20 protein-coding genes are annotated in these 22,527 nt (G+C 64.2%); 10 read left to right on the forward strand and 10 right to left on the reverse strand.

Going from position 1 to position 22,527, the window contains the following annotated elements:
* The first annotated feature begins 158 nt into the window (after window positions 1-158).
* From Q4S45_RS10770 to Q4S45_RS10785, 4 genes are all read left to right on the forward strand, one after another.
* The gene (locus Q4S45_RS10770; protein ID WP_305511762.1) at window positions 159-2,948 is read left to right on the forward strand and encodes an ATP-binding protein; all 2,790 of its coding nucleotides are present in this window, start codon (window positions 159-161) and stop codon (window positions 2,946-2,948) included.
* A 9-nt stretch (window positions 2,949-2,957) separates the two neighbouring features.
* The gene (locus tag Q4S45_RS10775) at window positions 2,958-3,593 is read left to right on the forward strand and encodes a phosphohydrolase (RefSeq protein ID WP_305511764.1); all 636 of its coding nucleotides are present in this window, start codon (window positions 2,958-2,960) and stop codon (window positions 3,591-3,593) included.
* Window positions 3,594-3,668: 75 nt separating this feature from the next.
* Complete coding sequence (locus Q4S45_RS10780) at window positions 3,669-3,905, forward strand: hypothetical protein (RefSeq protein WP_305511766.1); 237 nt, start codon at window positions 3,669-3,671, stop codon at window positions 3,903-3,905.
* A gap of 314 nt (window positions 3,906-4,219) precedes the next feature.
* Window positions 4,220-5,104 carry a PAS domain-containing protein gene (locus Q4S45_RS10785; RefSeq protein ID WP_305511768.1) on the forward strand — a complete coding sequence of 295 codons (885 nt, stop codon included), beginning with the start codon at window positions 4,220-4,222 and terminating at the stop codon, window positions 5,102-5,104.
* Between the two features lie 2 nt (window positions 5,105-5,106).
* Here Q4S45_RS10785 and Q4S45_RS10790 read toward each other — a convergent pair whose 3' ends face one another.
* Entirely contained in the window at window positions 5,107-7,197 is a 2,091-nt protein-coding gene (locus tag Q4S45_RS10790) for an ATP-dependent helicase (protein WP_305511770.1), read from the reverse strand.
* Window positions 7,198-7,679: 482 nt separating this feature from the next.
* Complete coding sequence (locus Q4S45_RS10795; RefSeq protein WP_305511772.1) at window positions 7,680-7,907, reverse strand: hypothetical protein; 228 nt, start codon at window positions 7,905-7,907, stop codon at window positions 7,680-7,682.
* A gap of 236 nt (window positions 7,908-8,143) precedes the next feature.
* On the opposite strand from Q4S45_RS10795, the gene Q4S45_RS10800 reads away from it, so the two are divergent.
* The 6 genes from Q4S45_RS10800 to Q4S45_RS10825 all read left to right on the forward strand — a co-directional run bounded on the left by Q4S45_RS10800 (window position 8,144) and on the right by Q4S45_RS10825 (window position 13,002).
* Window positions 8,144-8,719, forward strand: coding sequence for a chromate transporter (locus tag Q4S45_RS10800; RefSeq protein WP_305511774.1), 576 nt, complete (start codon window positions 8,144-8,146; stop codon window positions 8,717-8,719).
* Window positions 8,716-9,300 (forward strand): chromate transporter, encoded by a 585-nt coding sequence (locus tag Q4S45_RS10805; protein ID WP_305511775.1) that lies wholly within the window; start codon window positions 8,716-8,718, stop codon window positions 9,298-9,300. The genes Q4S45_RS10800 and Q4S45_RS10805 overlap by 4 nt, the downstream gene beginning before the upstream one ends.
* Before the next feature lie 228 nt (window positions 9,301-9,528).
* On the forward strand, window positions 9,529-10,002 hold the full coding sequence (locus Q4S45_RS10810; protein WP_305511776.1) for a DUF1353 domain-containing protein: 474 nt from the start codon (window positions 9,529-9,531) through the stop codon (window positions 10,000-10,002).
* A gap of 78 nt (window positions 10,003-10,080) precedes the next feature.
* Window positions 10,081-10,920, forward strand: a complete 840-nt coding sequence (fghA, locus tag Q4S45_RS10815; RefSeq protein ID WP_305511778.1) for an S-formylglutathione hydrolase — start codon at window positions 10,081-10,083, stop codon at window positions 10,918-10,920.
* A gap of 69 nt (window positions 10,921-10,989) precedes the next feature.
* Window positions 10,990-11,655, forward strand: a complete 666-nt coding sequence (locus tag Q4S45_RS10820) for a phosphoribosyltransferase (RefSeq protein ID WP_305511781.1) — start codon at window positions 10,990-10,992, stop codon at window positions 11,653-11,655.
* A 3-nt stretch (window positions 11,656-11,658) separates the two neighbouring features.
* Complete coding sequence (locus Q4S45_RS10825; protein ID WP_305511783.1) at window positions 11,659-13,002, forward strand: erythromycin esterase family protein; 1,344 nt, start codon at window positions 11,659-11,661, stop codon at window positions 13,000-13,002.
* A 99-nt stretch (window positions 13,003-13,101) separates the two neighbouring features.
* Here Q4S45_RS10825 and Q4S45_RS10830 read toward each other — a convergent pair whose 3' ends face one another.
* From Q4S45_RS10830 to Q4S45_RS10865, 8 genes are all read right to left on the reverse strand, one after another.
* Complete coding sequence (locus tag Q4S45_RS10830; protein WP_305511786.1) at window positions 13,102-13,494, reverse strand: RidA family protein; 393 nt, start codon at window positions 13,492-13,494, stop codon at window positions 13,102-13,104.
* An 18-nt stretch (window positions 13,495-13,512) separates the two neighbouring features.
* A complete protein-coding gene (locus tag Q4S45_RS10835; RefSeq protein ID WP_305511787.1) occupies window positions 13,513-14,667 on the reverse strand; it encodes an acyl-CoA dehydrogenase family protein in 1,155 nt (384 codons plus the stop codon).
* A gap of 6 nt (window positions 14,668-14,673) precedes the next feature.
* On the reverse strand, window positions 14,674-15,528 hold the full coding sequence (locus Q4S45_RS10840) for an enoyl-CoA hydratase family protein (RefSeq protein WP_305511789.1): 855 nt from the start codon (window positions 15,526-15,528) through the stop codon (window positions 14,674-14,676).
* Between the two features lie 14 nt (window positions 15,529-15,542).
* Window positions 15,543-17,930 carry a bifunctional salicylyl-CoA 5-hydroxylase/oxidoreductase gene (locus Q4S45_RS10845; RefSeq protein ID WP_305511791.1) on the reverse strand — a complete coding sequence of 796 codons (2,388 nt, stop codon included), beginning with the start codon at window positions 17,928-17,930 and terminating at the stop codon, window positions 15,543-15,545.
* A gap of 446 nt (window positions 17,931-18,376) precedes the next feature.
* Complete coding sequence (locus Q4S45_RS10850; protein WP_305511793.1) at window positions 18,377-19,063, reverse strand: hypothetical protein; 687 nt, start codon at window positions 19,061-19,063, stop codon at window positions 18,377-18,379.
* Window positions 19,060-19,719 (reverse strand): hypothetical protein, encoded by a 660-nt coding sequence (locus Q4S45_RS10855; RefSeq protein WP_305511795.1) that lies wholly within the window; start codon window positions 19,717-19,719, stop codon window positions 19,060-19,062. The genes Q4S45_RS10850 and Q4S45_RS10855 overlap by 4 nt, the downstream gene beginning before the upstream one ends.
* A 1-nt stretch (window position 19,720) precedes the next feature.
* On the reverse strand, window positions 19,721-20,791 hold the full coding sequence (locus tag Q4S45_RS10860; RefSeq protein WP_308633179.1) for a type VI secretion system Vgr family protein: 1,071 nt from the start codon (window positions 20,789-20,791) through the stop codon (window positions 19,721-19,723).
* Window positions 20,700-22,370: a type VI secretion system Vgr family protein gene (locus Q4S45_RS10865; protein ID WP_305511797.1), complete on the reverse strand. Its 1,671-nt coding sequence runs from the start codon at window positions 22,368-22,370 to the stop codon at window positions 20,700-20,702. The genes Q4S45_RS10860 and Q4S45_RS10865 overlap by 92 nt, the downstream gene beginning before the upstream one ends.
* Window positions 22,371-22,527: the final 157 nt, after the last annotated feature.

The following is a 22,527-nucleotide window of genomic DNA, read 5'->3' on the forward strand; positions in this document are numbered from 1 at the left end:
TGATTCCACGCCATTGTGGTCCAAAACCCTCATCGTGATCAGTTTTTTCGGCGCCGTCGCCCCGCTTACGCAAACAAGCGCATGTTGTAGATTAAAATGCATGGTCTTCGCGCTGGGCCGTATTCGCCGGCTGGTTCAACTATTCATACACAGTATCCATGCGCGTCCTTTTACTGCTGTTCCTGGTGGCCCTGCAATCGCTGGTCTGGCCAGCCCTCGCACACGCAGGCGCCGGCCAGGTAGTGCTCGCCCATGCCGGCCGCGTCGCAATGACCGACGCGGCGCTGTTCAAGGACCGCGGCGGCGAGTTCCCGGCCAGCGCCGCGGCCGTGCCGGCGTGGCGGGCCACGCTCGAGCCGGTCGCCAAGGTCGATCCGGCCGGCGGCGCCTACTGGATGGTGATCCCGCTGCGCAACGAATCGCCATCGACCCAGTGGGTGATGTCGCCGCATAACACGATGATCTACGTGGCCGAGTCGCGCCTGCTCGGCGCCGACGGCAGCATCCAGCACCTTCGCACCGGCTTCAAGGTCCATCACGACTACCTGCTCCATTACGGCAATGACGTCACACTGGCGCCGCAGGGCGATTACCAGCTGGTGATCCGCTTTTCGAGCCCCTACTTCGTCCGCGCGCCGGTGATGGTGATGCAGCCCCGCGACGAGTTCCAGCAACTGGTCGCGCGCGAAAACTTCATCATCATCGCTTCGCTCGGCGCGCTCGCGGCGCTGGCGATCTTCAACTTCTTCATCTACTCGTTCACCCGCAACCCGTCCTACCTGTACTACGCGCTGTATGTCGTCTCGTTCGGCCTCGCCTGGGCGACGGCATTCAACGTGCTTGCCGACCTGATCGACTTCCGCGACGCGCGCTTCCACTATGTGCCGTTTTTCCTGCTGCCGGTGTTCTCCACCCTGTTCTACCTGCCGTTCCTGCGCCTGAAGGAAATCGCCCCAAGGCTGGCGGCCATCAGCAAGATCAACCTGGTGCTGCCCCTGCTGCTGCTGCCCACCTGCCTGTTCGCGATCGGATGGGCGCACAAGCTGGCCACCATCATGCTCAGTTTCTGGATGGTCCTGGCGCTCATTTGCGGCATCGTCGCGTGGCGCCGCGGCTTCCATCCGGCCCGCTATTTCGTGTACGGCTTCATCGCCGTTCTGGCGCCGGCGCTGCTGATCGTGCCGGCCAACCTCGGACTGATCTCCGCGGCGGGCAACAACACTCCCCTGCTCTCGCTGGTCGGCGGCACGGTCGATGCGCTGCTGCTGGCCTTCGCGCTGGCCGACCAGATCCGCATCCTGCGCGACAAGATGGAGCAAAGCGTGGCCACGCGCACCCAGGAACTGCTGCGCGCGAACGCCGAGCTGACGGTGGCCAAGGAGCACGCGGAGGTGGTCAGCCGCCACCGCATCGACTTCCTGTCGGCGATGAGCCACGACATCCGCACGCCGCTGGCCGGCGTGATCGGCATGCTCAAGCTGGGCCTGCGCGACAGCGCGGTGCAGGGCCGCACCGGCGAGTACCTGCGCATCGGCCTGCACAACAGCGAGTCGCTGCTGGCGATCCTCAACGACATCCTCGATTTCTCCAAGATCGATGCTGGCAAGCTGACGCTGGAATCGACCTCGTTCCGGCTGGCCGGCCTGATCGCCGACGCCACCGGCATCCTGCAAGGCCAGGCCGACGAAAAGGGACTGGCGCTTCGCGTGAACCTGGCCGATGGCCTGCCCGAATTCGTCGAAGGCGACCCGACGCGGATCCGCCAGATCCTGGTCAACCTGCTCGGCAACGCCATCAAGTTCACCGAACGGGGCGAGGTGCGGCTGACCGTCGCCGCCGGGCCGCCCGTGGGCAGCCTCACCCCGGTCAGTTTCGCGGTGCGCGACACCGGGCCGGGCATCGATCCCGACGTGCAGGCGCGCCTGTTCCAGAAATTCGAACAGGCCGACCATTCGACCACGCGCCGTTACGGCGGCACCGGGCTGGGACTGGCGATCTGCAAGGAACTGGTCGAGCTGATGCACGGTTCGATCTCGGTGGACAGCCAGCCCGGCGCCGGCTCGCGCTTCGCCTTCACGCTGCCGCTGGCGGCCGCCGCGGCGCCGCCCGAGACGCCCCAGGATCCGCGTCGCGAGCGCCACGCATACCGGCTCAACATCCTGTGCGCCGAAGACATGCGGACCAACCAGATCATCATCGGCGCGCTGCTCGAGACGATGGGACACCGGGTGCACATCGTCGAAAATGGCGTCGAGGCGCTGCGCGCCCTGGCCAGCGCCGATTACGACATGGTGCTGATGGACATCCGCATGCCGGTGATGGACGGCGAGCAGGCCACGCGCACGATCCGCGTGCCGCGGCCCGGAGCCCTGAAAGTACGCGATCCGGGCATCCCGATCATCGCGCTGACGGCCAACGCCAGCGCGCCCGACAACGCACGCTATATCGCGGCCGGCATGGACGGCTTCCTGTCCAAGCCGGTGGACGACGCCAGGCTGCACGAGGCCATCCAGCAGACCATCGACAAACTGCTGGCCGCGGGCCGCGAGCTGCCGCGCACCGAACCGGCCGCGCCGGCCGCGCCGGCCGCGCCGGACACGCCGCCCGCCGATCCGCTGCACATCGTGCCGCTGCCCGGCCTGAGCGCCGCCCACATGGTGAGCATCGCAAGAGCCTTCCTGGCGGAAGCGCCGCGCCGGGTGGACCAGGCGCGCGCCGCCATCGCCCGCGGGGACCAAGGCGCCGCGGCCGACGCCTTCCATGCGGTCAAGGGCAGCGCCGGCTATCTGAGTTCTCCGCGGCTGCAGGAACTGGCCAGCGCGCTCGAAGCACGCGCCCGTGCCGGCCAGCTGGCCATGGCCTGCCCCCAGTTTGCCGAGTTCGAGCAGGCGCTCGCGCACGCGCTGGCGAGCCTGAGGGCTGCGTCCGAGGCGGGCGCGATCTTGTAGAATCGCCCGATGACAACGACACCGCACGATCCGCACACCCGCGCGTGGGTGCGCATGCCGTCGGGCAAACGGCTCGACCTGCTCAACCCGACGCCGTCCGACTGGGAAGACGAGGACCTCGCGCTCGGCCTCGCCCGCACCTACCGCTGGGGCGGGCATTCGGCCTGGCCCCTGCCGCTGTCGGTGGCCCAGCATTCGATCACGGTGCTGCTGCTGCGCCGCGCCGCCGCGCCGGCGCCCCTCACGCCGCTCGACGAACTGCGCGAGCTGCTGCACGACGCCGAAGAAGGCCTGCTGGGCTTCGACTGCATCTCGGTGCTCAAGCCGTTCATGGGCGACAGCTTCCGCGACCTCACCAGCCGCCTCGAACGGGCGGTGTTCCTGCGCTACGGGCTGGCGCCGTGGACGCCGGCCGACCACGCGCAGCACAAGCGCGCCGACCGCCTGGCCGCCGCCAGCGAAGCGGTGCACGTGGTGGGCTGGTCGGCCCACGAAGTGCTGCACACGCTGAAAATCACCGTGCCGCCGCTGTCGAACGATCCGCTGGTGGCGCACTACGGCGGGCAGGCGTGGGAGCCGTGGCCGCCCACGCTGTCGCGCGACCGTTTCCTGGCGGAGCTGGACCGCCTGAAGGCGTTGCTCTGATTCTTGCTTTGGTTCAAGTTTCGTCACGCTCCGGCGCGCTAGCATGGGCGCTGGCCAATTGCACGGGAGCCGATCATGGCAAGCCCATCGAACCGCAGCCGCACCGCCGATACCGATTCCGCCGTCGAGCTGGCGGTGTGCTGCGCCTGCTGGTTCGCCAGCGTCGCCTACCTGCGCGGCTTGGCCAGTCCGCCAGCCGGCATCGCGATCGGCGCCCTGCTGATCGCGGCGCCGGCGGCTATCCTGTCCGCGCTGCAGGCAGGCAAGCGTTTCTTGCGTGCACGCGCCGGTCGCCGCGGCCGGGGTCGCTAAGCCCCGGATTTCATTGCGCTTTTCCAGATATCCACACAAACTGTGGATAACATTGTGGACAAGGCATCATTGCCGCCTTGAAAGCCCATCAACCACGCCATTTTTGACAAAATGCCCATTCCGCAGGCAGAAATTTAACCTTTCCAAATCAATGACTTGCGTGTGATGGCGTTTTGTCCTACACATAGCCACGAGGCATATTCCTACAAAAACGACGCGCGGGGGATAAGTCCTCGAAGAAGATGGATTTAACAAGGTTTTCGCCCAGCCGGAATTGCTTTGACAAAGCGCCCGCGCTGACTTAGTGTTGGCCCATGCAAGCGACCGACCGTGTGAACGAAGACGACCCGGACCTGTTCATCGACGACGAAGCGCCTTCTGAGGGCGCGCCTGTCGTGGACGAGCTGGCGCCTTGGCGCATCCTGATTGTCGACGACGATGTCGATGTCCATGTGGTCACAAAATTTGCGCTCAGCAACACCCACTTCCAGGGCCGCCGCCTCAGCTTCCTGCACGCCTACTCCGGCAAGGAGGCGTTGGAGAAGCTGCGCGACACGCCCGACATCGCGCTGGTGCTGCTCGACGTGATGATGGAAACGGCCGACGCCGGCCTGCTGTTTGCCCGCAAGGTCCGCGAGGAACTGCACAACGACCTGGTGCGCATCGTGCTGCGCACCGGCCAGCCGGGCCAGGCCCTCGAACACAGCATCATCGTCGATTACGACATCAACGATTTCTGGAGCAAGGCCGACCTGACCACGCGCAAGCTGTTCACCACGGTCATCGCGGCCCTGCGCGCCTACACCACCCTCGCCAACGCCGCCCACGCGCGCGACGCCGCGCTGGCCGAGCTGCAGCGCGCGCGCCAGATACTGAACGAGGTCGGCGAACGGGCGCTGGTGCTCACGCTCGACCGCGAAGGCCGCATTGTCGACGCCAATCCGCATTTCTGCCAGGTCGCCGGCCAGCCGCTCGAACGGCTGCGCGGACGCGACCTGCACGCCGTGCACCGCGAGGCCTTTCCGCCAGAGATTGCCGCCGAGATCCTGTCCGAGCTGTCGAGCACCGGCGCCTGGAGCGGCACGCTGCGCACCGACGTGGCCGGCGTATCGCGCCAGCTGCACTGCTCGATCAAGGCCTACAAGGGCGCCGACGGCACGGTCGAACAGTACGTCGCCGTCGCCACCGAACCCGGCTGATTCTATTTCCACGCGTTGCGGGCGCGGTCGCGCACCAGCATGCGCACGCTGTCGGGCATCGGCTTGCGGCTCTGCTGCGTGTCGGCCGTGACCCACACGCACTCCTCGAAATGCTTGAGCATGGCCGGCGCGATGAAGCGGCTGCGCGCCGCATACACGTGGCGGTCGCCCATCTGCGCCTGCTGCTTGATGAAGAAGCGGTTCGGGACCACCAGGTGCAGGTTTTCCTTGGCGCGCGTCATCGCCACGTACAGCAGGCGCCGCTCTTCCTCGATATCGTCGGCGTTGCCGGTGCTCATGTCCGATGGAATGCAGCCATCGACGACGTTGAGCACATGCACCGATTTCCATTCCTGTCCCTTCGATGAATGGATGGTCGACAGGATCACGTAATCCTCGTCGAGCAGCGGCGGGCCGGCGCGGTCGCTGGTCGCTTCCGGCGGGTCGAGCGTGATTTCGGCCAGGAAGGTTTCGCGCGTGCCATAGCCGCCGGCCAGTTGCGCCAGCTGCTCGACGTCGGCGGCGCGCACTTGCGCGTCGTCGTGCATGCGCTCCAGGTGCGGCAGGTACCAGTTCTTCACCAGCTCGATGTCCGCCGGCCAGCGCAGGCCCGGCGTGCGCAGCGCCCGGTACAGGGCGACGAATTCCTGCCAGTCGCCGCTGCTCTTGGCCGGGGCGGCAAACGCCTCGACCGCCGCCATCGGCTCGGCCGCCTCGCTCACCGCGTCGAGAAGTTTGGTCGCGGTGGCCGGGCCTATGCCGGGAATCAACTGGGCGACGCGGAAACCGGCCATGCGCCCGCTCGGATTCTGGGCGAAGCGCAAGACCGCAAGCACGTCCTTGATGTGCGACGCCTCCAGGAACTTCAGGCCGCCGAATTTGACGAAGGGAATATTGCGGCGCATCAGCTCGAGTTCGAGCGCGGCGCTGTGGCTGGCGGCGCGAAACAGCACCGCCTGCTGGATCAGCGCCGTGCCCGCCTCGCGCTGCTCGAGGATGCGGTTGCAGACCCAGCGCGCCTGCTCGGCCTCGTCGGGAATCAGCACCAGCTGCGGCTGCACGGTCGAAACCTTGTCGGTCCACAGCGTCTTCGCGTGGCGCTCGAGCGCGCCGGCAATGACCGCGTTCGAGGCGTCGAGGATCGGCTGGGTCGAGCGATAGTTGCGGTCCAGCGTGATCATCCGGGCCGGCTGGGAAAACTGCTTCGGGAAATCGAGGATGTTGCGCACCGTCGCGCCGCGGAACGAATAGATCGACTGGGCATCGTCGCCCACCACCATCACGCCGCGCCCGTCCGGCTTCATTCCGGTGATGATCGCCGCCTGCAGCCGGTTGGTGTCCTGGTATTCGTCCACCAGCACGTGGTCGAACAGGCCGCCCAGCTCCGGCCCCAGTTCCGGGTCGCACGCCATTTCCGACCAGAACAGCAGCAGGTCGTCGTAGTCCAGCACGTTCTGCTCCTGCTTGGCGTCGACGTAGGCGCCGAACAAGGTTTTCAGCTCGGCCTCCCACTCGCTGCACCAGGGAAACGTGCTCTGCAGCACGAGCGCCAGCGGATCGCGGCTGTTGACCACGCGCGAATAGATCGACAGGCAGGTGCCCTTGAGCGGGAAGCGCTTGGCGGTCTGGGTCAGGCCGATCTCGTGGCGCACCAGGCCCATCAGGTCTTCCGAGTCGCCGCGGTCGTGAATGGTGAACGATTCGTCCAACCCGATCCGCCCCGCATATTCGCGCAGCAGGCGTGCGCCGATGCTGTGGAAGGTGCCGGCCCACGGCAGGCTGGTCGGCGCCTGGCTGCCGCGCATGCCCATCACCCGGTGCAGCACGCTGCCGGCCCGGTGCGTCATTTCGGTGGCGGCGCGGCGCGAGAACGTCAGCAGCAGGATGCGCTGGGGATCGGCGCCGCTCTGGATCAGGCGCGCGACCCGGTGCGCGAGGGTGTTGGTCTTGCCCGAGCCGGCGCCGGCGATCACCAGCAGCGGGCGTGCGGCGCCCTCGGCCGCACCGACATCGTGCTCGACGGCCGAACGCTGCTCGGGATTAAGGCTGGAATACGGATCGTCCTGGATCTCGGGAACGGCAACAACAGACATGAAAGGCAATCGATCGGGAAATTAGTAGAACTGTACATTTATCCAGTAAAATAGCGCAAGGAAAACCGCCACTTTTCGCGCGACGCAGTGTTGTTAACTTGCCGCGCGGCGCCGCCGCTGCTCATCCTTCAAATTCAATGGATGAGCTAAGTAGCCGTTTTTAAAGCACTTTTTCACATATCCACAATCGATGTGCATAACTTTGTGGATAAGCGGCGCTTGACACCCCGCAAGCCTTGAAAGACGGGGCTTTCAACAAAATGCCCGTTCAGAAGGCAATAAAAAACCTCAACGAAATCAATGGCTTGCAAAGTCAATGCGGAAGTTCAAAAAAATTTTCTCGATAATTCTCGCCGGACTTTTTTGTGCATAACTCCGCATTTCCGATGCCTTCGGAAGACCGGATTTTGATATCATTTTTATATTGATTGACGCGTGATGAGCCAGGCGGCGCCGAGCGCCGGATGGTCAGGCGAGAACGATCAGTGGGCGGCGATGGTGCGGCGGCGCTGCGGATCGAGCAGGACGCGCTCGATCACGTGAGGGGCGATGTCATGGGATTTGAGATACTCGACGGCGGACATAGTGTTGCGCGATTCCTGGACGGCGATCGCATGGTCGACGATGTCGCGGCAGCGCGAGTCGCGCCGTTCATAGTTCGGCTCATCAAGAGCGAGATTTCCGGCCAGACCGTTCGGGAGAGAAGTCATCGCGATTCCTTACACAAAATGCCGCACATTGCGCGTCGTTGCCCAGAGGGAGTATCCGCGAACGCCAGTCAAAGTCAATGTCAGCTTCCCATCGAAATGTCAATACGGGCGTTCAACATCGGCGAACAGGTGCACACTACCACGCGTTCACGGCGCGTGTCGTCCGGCACGAATGCGCCCCGAATTAGTACTTTCCAGCATGGACAAGCGGCGCCGCCCCACGCGATAATGGTTGTATGACCTCTGCGCCCCCCGACCCGCGGCCCTGTCCGCAATCGCTGACCGACCTGTTCGTTTCCTTCACTTTACTGGCCCTGCAAGGCTTCGGCGGCGTGCTGGCCGTGGTGCAGCGCGAACTGGTCGAGCGCAAGCGATGGCTGACGCCGGACGAATTCATCGAAGACTGGGCGGTCGCCCAGATCATGCCCGGCCCGAACGTGGTGAACCTGTCGATGATGATAGGCGGGCGCTATTTCGGCCTCGCCGGCGCGATGGCGGCGCTGGCCGGCATGCTGGCCGTGCCGCTGGTGCTGATCCTGCTGCTGGCCCTGGTGCACGCCCAGTTCGCCGACAACCCGTACGTGGCCGGCGCGCTGCGCGGTATGGCGGCCGTATCCGCCGGGCTGATCGGCGCGGCGGGACTGAAACTGTCGGCAGCGCTGAGCCGCAACCCGATGCCGCTGGCCTGGTGCGCCGCCATCGCCATCGCCGGCTTCGTCATGGTCGCGCTGCTGCACTTTCACCTGAGCTACGTGCTGATCGGCCTCGGCGGCCTCGGCTGCGTGCTGACCTACCGCAGGCTGAAAGCATGAGCCCGCCAATTCACCTCGTGCTCGGCTGGGCCGACTGGTTCGACCTGTTCTCGCACTACCTGATGCTGTCGCTGATGTCGGTCGGCGGCGCCATCTCCACCACGCCGGAAATGCACCGCTACCTGGTCGAGCAGCATCACTGGCTGACGCAGGCGCAATTTAACGCGTCGATTGCGCTGGCCCAGGCCGCGCCGGGACCGAACGTATTGTTCGTCGCGCTGATGGGCTGGAATGTCGGCCTCAACGCCGGCAGCATGGCCGCCGCCGTGCTCGGCGTGATGGTGACCATGTTGGGCATCATGATTCCCTCCACCGTGCTGACCTACGTCGCGGCCCAGTGGGGCCACCGCAACCGCGAGTTGCGCGCGGTGCGTGCCTTCAAGCAAGGCATGGCGCCGATCGTCATCGCGCTGCTGCTCTCGACCAGCTTCATCCTTGGCTCGGCCGGCGCCGATGCGCGGCACGACTGGCCGCTGTGGACGCTCGCCCTGGCCAGCGGCCTGGTCATCTGGCGCACGAAAATCCATCTGCTGTGGGTTCTCGGGTTCGGCGCCCTGGTCGGCGCGTTCCAGCTGGTCTGAAACGAAGTCCGGGGGGCTGGTCCTGCGGACCTGACCCCGATCTTGTCGCCGCGGCCTGAACGATCGCGATGGAGGATGGCAGAACCCCCGCGTTCTTGCGCCAGCCCAGCGCGGGATCGCGCACCTCGTGCTGAAATGGCAAGGCGGAGGTGATCCATCATGGACTGCGGAACGTTCTCGGGCAATCCCAAGACTGAATGGCTGAGTGAAAATGGCGAGGACCGCGACATGCGGCTGCTCGAAACGTTCTGGTACACCGATCCCAGCGGCCGGCGCTGGGAGGCGCCCAAGGGCGCCGTCACCAATGGCGCCACCATTCCCCGCACGCTGTGGTCCTCGGTGGGCAGCCCGTTCACCGGCCGCTACCGGCGCGCGGCCATCATCCATGACGTTGCCCTGCGCAACGCCGCCATCGTGCGCGACGACGCCGACAGCATGTTCTTCCTCGCCTGCATGGCGGGCGGCTGCGCCCCGCTCGAATGCAAGCTTCTGTATGCGGGCGTGCGCATCGGCAGTTGGGCAACCTTGTTTGGCATCCATGCGGACGACTGGATCGGCATCGCGCCCGCGCTGCCCGGCCAGCACGGGCCGACGGACCTCGAGATCCGCGCCAGGTTCACCTTGCTGGCGACCGCTCTGCGAGCGACCAGTGACGACTTCGCCACGGTGCGCGCCGTCGTATCGCACCATCTCGACGGCTAGCGGGCGCAATCTGCGCGCGTTGGCAATAATCGGCGCGGCAAGGCATACTGCGGCAGTTAACCCGATCCGGACCACCGTATGCCAGAACTACTTAGTGAACATGCCTGCTTCGGCGGGCTGCAACGCTTTTACCAGCACGATTCCGCCGCAATCGGCCTGCCGATGCGCTTCTCGGTTTTCCTGCCCCGCGCGCCGGCGGGCACGCGTCTGCCGGCCATGTTCTACCTGGCCGGCCTGACCTGCAACGAAGAAACCTTCATGACCAAGGCCGGCGCCCAGCGCTACGCGGCGCGCGAGGGCATGATCCTGATCGCCCCCGACACCAGTCCGCGCGGCGCCAACGTGCCCGGTGAAACCGACGACTGGGATTTCGGCGCCGGCGCCGGCTTTTACCTCGACGCCACCACCGAGCCGTGGAGCCGCCACTATCGCATGTACAGCTATCTGCTCGAGCTGCGCGAACTCGTCGTCGCCGAGCTGCCGGTGGACGGCGACCGCGTCGGCATCTTCGGCCATTCGATGGGCGGCCACGGCGCGCTGGTGATGGCGCTGCGCAACCCGGACCTGTTCCGCTCGGTGTCCGCCTTTGCGCCGATCGCTGCGCCTTCGCTCTGTCCCTGGGGCGAGAAGGCGTTCACCGGCTATCTGGGCGCCGACCACGCCGCCTGGCAGCGCTACGATGCGAGCGAACTGATGCGCACGATGAACGCGCCCTTCCCCAACGGCATCCTGATCGACCAGGGCCTGGGCGACAAGTTCCTGCGCACCCAGCTGCGTCCCGAAGTGTTCGAAAGCGCCTGCGCGCAGGCCGGCCAGCGCCTCGAATTGCGGCGCCATGCGGGCTACGACCACGGCTACTACTTCATCTCCACCTTCATGGAAGACCATCTGCGCTTCCACCGCGAAAACCTGGGCTGACTCCACCGGCTTGAATTCGCCGGGCTCCTGTCATATAAAGAAATGAGCGACGTAATGTAGGGGGCGGCCATGGCGATCGGGGATCATTTCAAGGATCGCGCGCATGCCGGCCAGTTGCTGGCCGAGCGTCTGTCGGAATATGCCGGCAAGCCCGATGTGCTGATCCTGGCACTGCCGCGCGGCGGCGTGCCGGTTGGATTCGCCGTGGCCAAGGCCCTCGGCGTCGAGTTCGACGTGATGCTGGTGCGCAAGCTCGGCATGCCGGGCCATGAGGAATACGCGATGGGCGCGGTCGGCGCCGGCGGCGTGCGCGTGGTCCAGGCCGGCCTGGTCGAATCGGGCCTCGTGACCAAGCAGGCGATCGAGGAAGCGACCGAGCGCGAGCTGGCGGAAATCGAGCGCCGCGACAAGCTGTACCGCGGCGGCCGCCCGCCGCCCAGGCTGGAAGGACGCACCGTGATCATTGTCGACGACGGCATCGCCACCGGCGCCACGCTGCGCGCCGCCGTTGAAGTGGTCAAGAAAAGCAGGCCGGCACGGCTGGTCGTCGCCGCCCCGGTCGGCGCCCCGGACAGCGTGGCGGCGCTGGAGGCCGAAGTCGACGAGATGGTCTGCCTGGCCACGCCATTCGGCTTCCATGCGGTCAGCCAGTGGTACCGCCACTTCGACCAGACGAGCGACGCCGAAGTGCAGGATCTGCTAGCGTTGGCATGGCACGCTGAAAAGGATTCCTGAGCCATGAGCCTCGCCCAATCGCAACTGAACGCCGCGATCGCCGCCCGCGCGCAGTGCATCCGCGGCGCCCCCGCCGACTACGACGGCCTGCTCGACATGATCGGCGACGCCCGCTACGTCCTGCTTGGCGAAGCCACCCACGGCACCCACGAATTCTACGAAGAGCGCGCACGCATCACCCAGCGGCTGATCGCCGAAAAGGGCTTCACCGCGGTCGCCGTCGAAGCCGACTGGCCGGACGCCTACCGCGTCAACCGCTACGTGCGCGCCGAAGGCGACGACCACGACGCCGAAAGCGCGTTGGCCGGCTTCCAGCGCTTCCCCAGCTGGATGTGGCGCAACGCCGATGTGGTCAATTTCGTCGACTGGCTGCGCAGCTACAACGACCGCCAGGCGCCCGCCGCCAAGGCCGGCTTCTACGGCCTCGATCTCTACAGCCTGTTCACCTCGATGTCCGAAGTGCTGCGCTACCTCGACCAGGTCGACCCGGACGCCGCCGGCGAAGCGCGCCAGCGTTACGGCTGCTTCGACCATTACGGCGACGACAGCCAGCAATACGCCTACGCGGCCGGCATCGGCCACTCCGAATCGTGCCAGCACGAAGTGATCGCCCAGCTGCACGAGCTGCAGCAGCGCGCCGCCGACTACATGCGCCAGGACGGCATCGCCGCCAGCGACGCCTTCTTCTACGCGCAGCAGAACGCGCGGCTGGTCAAGAACGCCGAGGAATACTACCGCACCATGTTCCGCGGCCGGATCTCCTCATGGAACCTGCGCGACCAGCACATGTCGGACACGCTCGACGCGCTGTCGGTGCACCTGCGCGAAACGCGCGGCACGCCGCCGCGCATCGTCGTGTGGGAGCACAACTCGCATGTGGGCGACGCGCGCGCCACCGAAATCGGCCGCCAGGGCGAGTGGAATGTCGGCGAGCTGTCGCGCAAACGCTATGGCGACGATGCCTTCCTGGTGGGCTTTTCGACGTATGACGGCTGGGTCACCGCGGCCTCGGACTGGGACGGCCCGGCCGAGCGCAAGCAGGTGCGCCCTGCGCTCGACGGCAGCTACGAGGATGTGTTTCACCAGACCGGCATCGGCAACTTCATGCTGCCGCTGCGGCCCGCCGGCGCGGTGCGCGAGGCACTGAGCGAACAGCGGCTCGAGCGCGCAATCGGCGTGCTGTACCTGCCGCGCACCGAACGCCAGAGCCATTACTTCACAGCCGACCTGCCGCAGCAGTTTGACGCGGTGATCCACTTCGACCGCACCGACGCGGTGCAGCCGCTGGAGACGACCAGCCACTGGGATACCGGCGAGGCGCCAGAGACTTTCCCCGTCGGGCTGTAACCGGAGGAAGGGGTCTGGTCCTGCGGACCTGACCCCATGTTGAGTTTATCGAATTGCGACAATGGGGTCAGGTCCGCAGGACCAGACCCCGGCTTCGATCTATTCCGGGACAATCGCCGTCACTTCGATTTCCACGCGGGCGCGGTCCTCGATCAGCGCGGCCACCTGCACGGCGCTCATCGCCGGGTAATGCTTGCCGATCAGCTCACGGTAAGCGATGCCGACCTCACGCGCCGCATCCAGGTACTCCTTCTTGTCGACGACGTACCACGTCATGCGCACGATATGCTCGGGCCGGGCGCCGCCCTCTTCCAGCACCGCCACGATGTTCGCCAGCGCCTGGCGCACCTGGCCGGCAAAGTCGTCGGTCTGGAACACGCCATCGGCATCCCAGCCAATCATGCCGCTGACGCAGATCGTGCGTCCTGACGCTGCTACGCCATTCGAATATCCCTTGGCACGCGGCCAGCCTGCAGGGTGCAAGAATTCCATGTTCGTCCTTTAAATATGTCAGCCCTGCGGCTTCACGCCGACATCGTCCAGCAGCTCGCGCGCGATGATCAATTGCTGCACCTCGGTGGCGCCTTCGTAGATGCGCAGCGCGCGAATTTCGCGATACAGCTTCTCGACCGGCTGGCCGCTGACCACGCCCAGGCCGCCGAACATCTGCAGCGCCGCGTCGATCACCTGCTGCGCCGTTTCGGTGGCGGTCAGCTTGGCCATCGCCGCCTCGCGCGTGACGCGCTCGCCCCGGTCGCGCTGCCAGGCGGCGCGGTAGGTCAGCAACGCCGCGGCGTCGATTCCGGTGGCCATCTGCGCCAGCTTCGCCTGCGTCAGCTGGAAGTCGGCCAGAGTCTTGCCGAACATCTTGCGCGAAGCGGCCCGCGCCAGCGCTTCGTCCATCGCGCGCCGCGCAAACCCGAGCGACGCCGCCGCCACCGAGGTGCGGAACACGTCGAGCGTGGCCATCGCCACCTTGAAGCCCTGCCCCGACGCGCCAAGCCGGTTCACCGCCGGCACGCGGCAATTGGAAAAGCGCAGGCGCGCCAGCGGATGCGGCGCGATGACCTCGATCCGCTCGGCGATCTCGAAACCGGGCGAATCCGCGTCAACGATGAACGCCGAGATGCCGCGCGAGCCGGCCGCTTCTCCGGTGCGTGCGAACACAACGTAGAAATCGGCGATGCCGCCGTTCGAGATCCACGTCTTCTCTCCATCGAGAATGTAGTGGTCGCCGTCCAGCCGCGCCGCGCATTGCATCGCCGCGACGTCGGAACCGGCCTCCGGCTCGGACAGCGCGAAGGCGGCGATCGCCTCGCCGCGCGCCACTTTCGGCAGGTAGTGCTCGCGATGCGCCTCGCTTCCGAACAACGAGATCGCCCCGCTGCCCAGTCCCTGCATCGCAAACGCGAAATCGGCCAGGCCGGAATGGCGCGCCAGCGTTTCGCGGATCAGGCAGATCGCGCGCGTGTCGATTTTTTCGCCGACCGCGTGTTTCAGCCAGCCGGCCGCTCCGAGCTGCGCCACCAGCGAGCGGCAGGCCTCATCGATGTTCGATCCGTGGTCGTCGTGAATATGCTCCGCCGCCCACGCGTCGAGCGCCTGCGCCAGTTCCTTGTGGCGTGGCTCGAAGAACGGCCAATCCAGGTATTTGGTGTCTGCCATGTCGTCTCAGTCGCCTTCAAATTGCGGTTTCTGTTTCGCCGCGAAGGCGTGGTAGGCTCGGTGGAAATCGTTGGTGGCCATGCAGATCGCCTGCGCCTGCGCTTCCGCCTCGATCGCCTCGTCGACGCCCATGTTCCACTCCTGCTGCATCATCTTCTTGGTCATTCCGTGCGCGAAGGTCGGCCCGTCGGCGAGCGAGGCGGCGAGCGCCTGCGCCTGCGCCAGCACTTCGCCCGGTTCGCACAGGCGATTGAAGAAGCCCCAGCGTTCAGCCTCTTCGCCGCCCATGCTGCGGCCGCTGTAAAGCAGGTCGGCGGCGCGGCCCTGCCCGATCACACGCGGCAGCAAGGCGCAGGCGCCCATGTCGCAGCCGGCCAGGCCGACGCGGGTGAACAGGAAGGCAGTCTTGCTGCGCGCGGTGCCGTAGCGCAGGTCGGAAGCCAGCGCCAGCATTGCGCCGGCGCCGGCGCACACGCCGTCGATGGCCGCCACAATCGGCTGCGGACAGGCGCGCATCGCTTTCACCAGGTCGCCGGTCAGGCGGGTGAATGCCAGCAGGCCGGGCATGTCGAGTTTCGTCAGCGGGCCAATGATTTCATGCACATCGCCGCCCGAGCAGAAGTTCTCTCCCGCGCCGGTGATGACTACCGCCTTCACGTCGTCGGCCTCGGCCAGTTTGCGGAACAGGTCGCGCAGCTCGGTGTACGAATCGAAAGTCAGCGGATTCTTGCGCTCGGGACGGTCGAGCGTGATGGTGGCCACGCCCTGCCCAAGCTCGAACCGGAAGTGGCGCGCGGCGTAATCGGCCAGAGTGCTGCGCTGGCCGGGAAGCTGGTGGGCTTCGCCCGTCAAATGTCGCATCGTGTGATTCTCCTTTAGCCTTCGAGCAGCCGGGCTGCGATTTGCTGCGGCGTCAAGCCGCTGTTTGCCGCAGCGAGCTGGCGTTCGCGTTCCAGATTGCGTTCCAGCTGCACCTTGGCCGCGTAGTACTGCTTCGGCCATGGCAGCGCGGTGTAGCCGATCTTGGCCGCCTCGGTCAGCGTCCAGGCCGGGTTGATCAGATGCGGCCGCGCCACCGCGCACAGGTCGGCGCGGCCGGAGGCGATGATGCTGTTGGCGTGGTCGGCTTCGTAGATGGCGCCCACGGCGATCGTCGGAATCTGCGCCTCGTTGCGGATGCGGTCCGAAAACGGCGCCTGGAACATGCGTCCGTACACCGGCTTTTCCAGCTTGCTGACCTGGCCCGACGAGCAGTCGATCATATCGGCGCCGGCCTCCTTGAACAGGCGCGCCACCTGCACCGCGTCGCCAGGCACGATGCCGCCCTCGACCCAGTCGTGCGCCGACACGCGCACGCTGATCGGCCGCTCTTCCGGCCAGACGGCGCGGATCGCGGCAAACACTTCGAGCGGAAAGCGGCAGCGGTTATCCAGCGAGCCACCGTATTCGTCAGTGCGATGGTTGGTCAGTGGAGAAATGAACGACGACAGCAGGTAACCGTGAGCGCAGTGCAGCTCCAGCCAGTCGAAGCCGGCGTCGGCGGCCATGCGCGCGGCGCGCACGAAGTCGTCGCGGATGCGGCGCAGGTCGTCGCGGCTCGCCTCGCGCGCCACCTGCGATACGCCGGCCAGGTACTGCTGCGGCGAGGCGGACACCAGCGGCCAGTTGCCCTCGTCGAGCGGCAGGTCGGCGCCATCCCACGCGCGCCGGGTCGAGCCCTTGGCGCCGGCGTGGCCCAACTGGATCGCGATCTTCGCGTCGCTGTTGGCGTGAACGAAGTTGACGATGCGGCGCCAGGCCTCGGTGTGACGCGGCTCGTACAGGCCTGGGCAACCAGGCGTGATGCGCGCGTCGGCCGACACGCAGGTCATCTCGGCGCATACCAGGCCGGCGCCGCCCATGGCGCGTGCGCCCAGGTGCATCAGGTGATAGTCGCCGGCCACGCCATCCTGCGCCGAATACTGCGCCATCGGGGAGACCACGATGCGGTTCTTCAGCACCGTGCCGCGCACCCGGAACGGCGTGAGCATCGGCGGCATCGGCTTGGCAGCGGCCGGCATGTTGACACCGGCCTGCTCGAAGGCGCGCCGCGCGATCCAGCGCTCGAAGTGTTCGACGTAGGCCGGGTCGCGCAGGCGCAGGTTCTCGTGCGACAGGCGCTGGCTGCGGGTGAGCATCGAGTAGGCGAACTGCTCCGCCTCCATCGCCGTGTAGCGCTGGACGTTCTCGAACCACTCCATCGAATTGCGCGCCGCGCTTTGCAGCTTGAGCACCTCGATGGAGCGGGCCTCCTGGTACGACGCCAGAACCTTGTCGACACTGCCGCCGCGGGCGAAGCTGCGCGCCAGTTCGATCGCGTCTTCCAGAGCCAGCTTGGTTCCCGAACCGATCGAGAAATGCGCGCTGTGGGCGGCGTCGCCCATCAGCACGACCGGCACGCGACGTCCGTCGAAATCGTTCCAGTGCACCCATTCGCGGCAGGCGATTTTCGGGAATCGGATCCACATCGCCGAGCCGCGCAGGTGCGACGCGTTGCTCATCAAGTCGTGGCCGCCCAGGTATTTGGCGAACAGGCGCTGGCAGAACGCGATGGCGTCCTGCTGGCTCATTTCATCGAGGCCGCAGGCGCGCCAAACTTCTTCTGGCGTTTCGACGATGAAGGTGGAGGTGTTTTCGTCGTACTGGTAGGCGTGCGCCTGGAACCAGCCATGCTCGGTTTCTTCGAAGGCGAAGGTAAAGGCGTCGAATTTCTGGCGCGTGCCGAGCCAGACGAAGCGGCATTGGCGCTGGTCGATTTCGGGCTGGAAGGTGCCGGCGTAGCGGTTGCGAATGCGGCTATTGAGGCCGTCGCAGGCAACCACCAGGTCGGCGCCATATTGCGCGGCCAGCGTTTGATCGTCTGCCACATCGGTGCCGAACACCAGGTTCACGCTCAGCTCGAGGCAGCGCTGCTGCAGGATGCCAAGCAGGCGGATGCGGCCGATGCCGCAGAAGCCGTGGCCGCCGGAGGTGACGGTGCTGCCCTTGAAATGGACGTCGATGTCATCCCAGTGGTTGAACGACTGCAGGATGGCGCGCGCGGTCGGCTCGTCGGCGGCGGCCAGATTACCCAGCGTCTGGTCCGAGAACACCACGCCCCAGCCGAAGGTGTCGTCCTGGCGGTTGCGCTCGACGACAGTGATCTCGTGCGACGGGTCGTGCTGCTTCATCAGCAGGCTGAAATACAGGCCCGCCGGGCCGCCTCCCACGCAAACTATCTTCATTCCCGCTCCATGGGCCTGATAATAGTTTAAGTATAAAGCAATTTGGCGCCCCAACGAATAATCTGCTCACCGTCCTGCGAAGGCAGGCACCGTTGCTGCGCGAGAAATGCGCCGAAAGCACATTCAGTATTGGTACCTGCCTTCGTAGGTGCGAGGAAATGGGCCGCGGAGAATCGCCGGTCCCCGAGCGATCATAGGGATACCTGGGCCTGCTGAAAGCTGCTCTGGAGCAAGAGATGCTAGACCGTGCGCGGGTCGCTGACGAACTGAGGAGCGTCTAGGAAGACCTTGGGAACCATGGTCCGGTACCGTGCCGAAGTATCGCCAGCCCGCGCAATGACTGTAGCGTGTTTGTCGGCGGTGCATCTTCGCGCGCTGACCAGATCCCCGCCCGAGCCGGAATCTGGCTGCTGCGCGCATGAAAACGGGATGTTCTGAGCATGAGTTCAATCCCTGCTGTCGATTATGTACTCATCCGCGTATTCCGACGCAATGCTGCCTGTAAAGCGAATCCCCGTCTTCCGAAATCCATTTTTCTCTATCGCATAATAGTTAATCACAACTCCCGGAGTTTTATCTTTACGAACATCCCATGTTGGCACGAGCAAATTACCATTATGTGCACGCTCAATTCCTCGGCAATCGGCATTTATGCCCGATATGCGATAAATACCAGGATCGGCGAGAGGATTTGTAATGACATACACCTCCCAATATGGACGGTGACGCGTATAAATATCGGGACCGAGCGATTCGATGCAGATAAGACTGTCTCGGCGGTCCTTCGCGGACTTGACATAAATATCTGCGCCTTTGTCGTCGAGCGTTGGCGAACCCGCGTCGCCGCCAGGTAAAGCAGGCGCACTGGCAAAGGATAAAATGGTCCATTTTTCGCCCGCCTGCAACCTTACGGTATTTCCGTGAACTTCAATATAGACAGAGCGTCCGCTAACAAAGCCGCTCCAAGTGGCAAATGGCACATCATCGCCCTTTATGTATCCCCACTTGAATTCCCGTTTATCTTCTTCCTTAAAAATTTGCTGCTCGCGGGTAGCGTAAAATCGTTGGTTGTCCACTTTCTCTGCCGCGGTTGCAGAAAGCGAGAAAGCGAAAAGAATTATGCCGAATTTCATTTGTAATCCTTTGTACCAGTTGCTTTTACGAAATCAGGGTTGTACCGCCAAAAGATCGTTTGCCCTCGCGCCGCAGTCGAGACATATACCGTATCAAAACGCCCGCGCTCAGCACTGTCGACCAGCTTCTTCGTTTTCGTGTTTTGGACTTGCCAGTACCGAATTCCAACTTTAAGAATCGGTTCCATTTGGTAAATATTGTGCTCTTGCGCCCCATACTTAAATCCGCGGCTAATTCGTGGGTTTTTGGATCTCTTTTCTTTTAGATCCACACCATCCCACCAAAACGCGCCGTTGGATGGATCATGTCCTTTTTCGTTCTGCGCATTGATAGCCGCGTTCACCGCTGTCCGCATCGGTATCGACTTATTAATCGCTACGGCCGATGACGACAACAACAAATTGAATCGCTTGTTCGTACCATCTGCTGCGTAGGTATAGTGGGAATCCGCTTTCAGCATGCCGGAAACCGTCTTCCCCCAGGCACGAGCCCGGTTGCATACCGCATATGCGATACCGAGAACTTCCTCTGGTTCGTCCTGTACTGACGCCTCACCGTAAGCGATGGCGGCCAAAAGTTTAATTTCGGGGTCGATGTTCCCCTCAATCGGCGCGGATAGGCTTCGCTCCTGCTGCTCATTTTTTTGGTCAGACATATCATTCCCGCTTCATCCAAAAAGTACCGAGTATTTCTTTGTCCATCGGGAACGCTGGAGTTCGTCCTTGGGCGTCGAGGGCGCCTTCATGCAACTTCGTTCCGGAACTGTCGATCCGATGGTGAAGCCACGTGATTGGGTTGCCGTCCTCGTCCTGAAAGGAGAAGTGCTGCTCCAAATCGTTTGGATCGTATTCAGAGCTCGACGAATATTTGGGCGTAATCGAAGGCACCGTAACGCTTTTCGCTGAACGCACACTGTGGTTTGCGGCATGCGCGACGAAGGTCCCGCTTGTACCGAGTTCTATCGATCCTGCCGCAAACTTGACATAGCTCCCGCCCCCATTAATGACGACCTCCTCCTTGGCGCTGATGGTGATGCGGTTTGCCTGCTGCGAGATCTCGAGTTTGGCCAGTAGTTTGATTCCATCCGACAGTGCCTGGATGTCAATATCGCCGCCTGCTGCGACCAGTTTCATGCCCGCCTTCTGGACGAATAGCCGGAGGGTCTGGCGGATACTCGCGAAGAGATTCTTCCCGACGGCAAGCGAGAGATTCTTGCCAGTCGTGATGCCGGTGTGGTGGTCGCTCGCAACATGGATGTCACCTCGCGTGGTGGCGGCAATGCCCGCCGGGCTTGCAACTACGATATGAGGGGCGCCAAGTTCAGGAAATCCTTCGGCGGGGCTAACGGAACCGCGCACCGAATCGGCCTGCGATTGCAGCGCGACCGCGACGTTCTCTTGGTTGTCTCCCGCGTCCTGGGCCCCGCTCTGCTGCGCCAATTTCGCCAGCACCTGATGTTGATCCCCCGCCACGGTTAGTCGATGCGAGGTTTCGCCCATGTCCTTGATCGGCCCGCGTGCCTCTTGCCTGGCTTCCGTCGTTATCAGCATGCCGTGCGCGGCACGCGCCACACCGTGCCCGTCGGTCCGCAACTCCCAGCCTTCGCCGCGTGCGTCCTTACGGCCGGCAGTGTCTTCAATACGCGTAATGTGCCCGAGCGAGAGTTGGCTGCAACGGTGATCGCTCTTGAGCTGGACCTGGATTTTTTCCTTCGTATCGTCCAGGATGAGGTGGTTGCCACGTACGCCTCCACCTAGCTCCCCGGCTTCGCAAGCCGGCCAATGCGGATTGTTCCGGCAGCTTCCAAGGCGGAAAGTTTTTCCCGTTATAAACCGACCCGAGTATGAGCGGATGGTCGATATTGCCGTTCGCGTAAACGACGACTACTTCCTCGTTCACGCGAGGCAGGCGGATTTGACCCGACTGCTGGCCCGCCGCCGGCGCCATTACCCGAATCCAAGGCGAACTGTTCTCGTTGTACGTTCCGAGCCGATCCCAGTGAAACTGCACCCTGACGCGACCGAAGCCGTCGGTGTAAATCTCCGATCCATCCGGGCCGACGACGATCGCCGTCTGGACGCCTGGATTGGGGCATGGCTGGCTATTGAAATTGGTACCCGGGCGCCAGCAGACGTCCTGGCGGACGCAGACCATCCGGTTCCTATAGTGCGAACGTGCCTCCTTCCCGGCTTGATAGTTGTTGCTGGCATCGTGGTCGACCGAAAGGATCAGATATTCGCCACTGCCCTCGCTGCCGTCCCTCCCGCGATCGTATTGCGCCAGGCGCACCTTGGCGCTGACGTGCTTGCCAAGCCTGAAAGTGCGCCCCGCCTGCACTGCCCGGTCGTTACCCTCAGCCTCGAAATATTGGGTGTCCTTGTCCTTCTCCAACATGCGCTGCTTCGCCAGCTGTTCGCCGTCGAGGTGGGTGCGAAAGCCGTCGGAACCGGTGTCTTCGTACACCTCGTAAGGGACGACATCGGGCTGAGCGTTCTCCGAATGGGCGCTAGCGCGCCGAGCCACCGGGTTCTTGTAGTCGAAGCTCGCCAGCGTGGTTTTGCCGGAACCCAGGCGCTGCACGGCCGTCCATTTGCGGACACCTTCGTATTCCAGAGCCCCATTCTCGGGGTGGAACGGGATTACGCCCGCATGGTTGTGACCGGAATCGTCAATCGGCCCACGCAACATGCTCTGGTCCGACAACATCAGCGTGTGGCCGTCGAGCCGGTGCTCATACCAGTAGTGCAGCCCGAGCGTTTCCCAGCGGCGGTGCAGGTGGTTGTAATCGGTCTCGTTGTACTGATTGGCAACGGTCAGCCGCTTGTCATTATCGACACTGCACATTTGCCAGTCGGCCTGACTGTACTGCTTAAAAGTTTCCTCGGTGATCTCGCGGACGCTCTTGGCGTGGAAGGAGACATTGTCCTTGCGCAATCTGGCGAACGCCAACCAGGGGACCAGTGCCATATGGTAAAAGGCAAAGCCGCTGTCGGTGCGCACGAACCGGAACTCCGAAACGTAGCCGTTGAAGTAGCGCAGCGACCCGTCCGCGCGCACCAGCGCGATCGCAACCATCTTACCCATCAGCATCTTGAGTGGGATGCATTCATCGTCCGACAGCAACTCTACATCGAACCGGAAGTCGCGCGATACCTCTTCGTGGGCGTGAAGCGTGTCTGGCAGAAGGATCGCGGTTTGCGGGCCGTCTTTGAACGGGAACTCTAGACGCATGAGCCTATTGCGCTGAGTGTCGCAGCTAAACGCATCTAGCGCCGCACCTGCCGCAATGATCTGGCTACCACTCATTATCACCTCCACTGGCTGCCCGGCTTTGCCGTAGCATGAAGGAAACTTGCTGCAGCGGCCAAGTTACTCCGCAGTTGTGCGCAGAGTGTTGACGGGAATCAACAAAGCTATGCTGAGCGAAAGCAGGCTCCGCATTCGGCTCACTGGCTACAATTTG

The sequence above is a fragment of the Massilia sp. R2A-15 genome (assembly GCF_030704305.1).
Taxonomy (GTDB): domain Bacteria; phylum Pseudomonadota; class Gammaproteobacteria; order Burkholderiales; family Burkholderiaceae_D; genus JAFCUW01.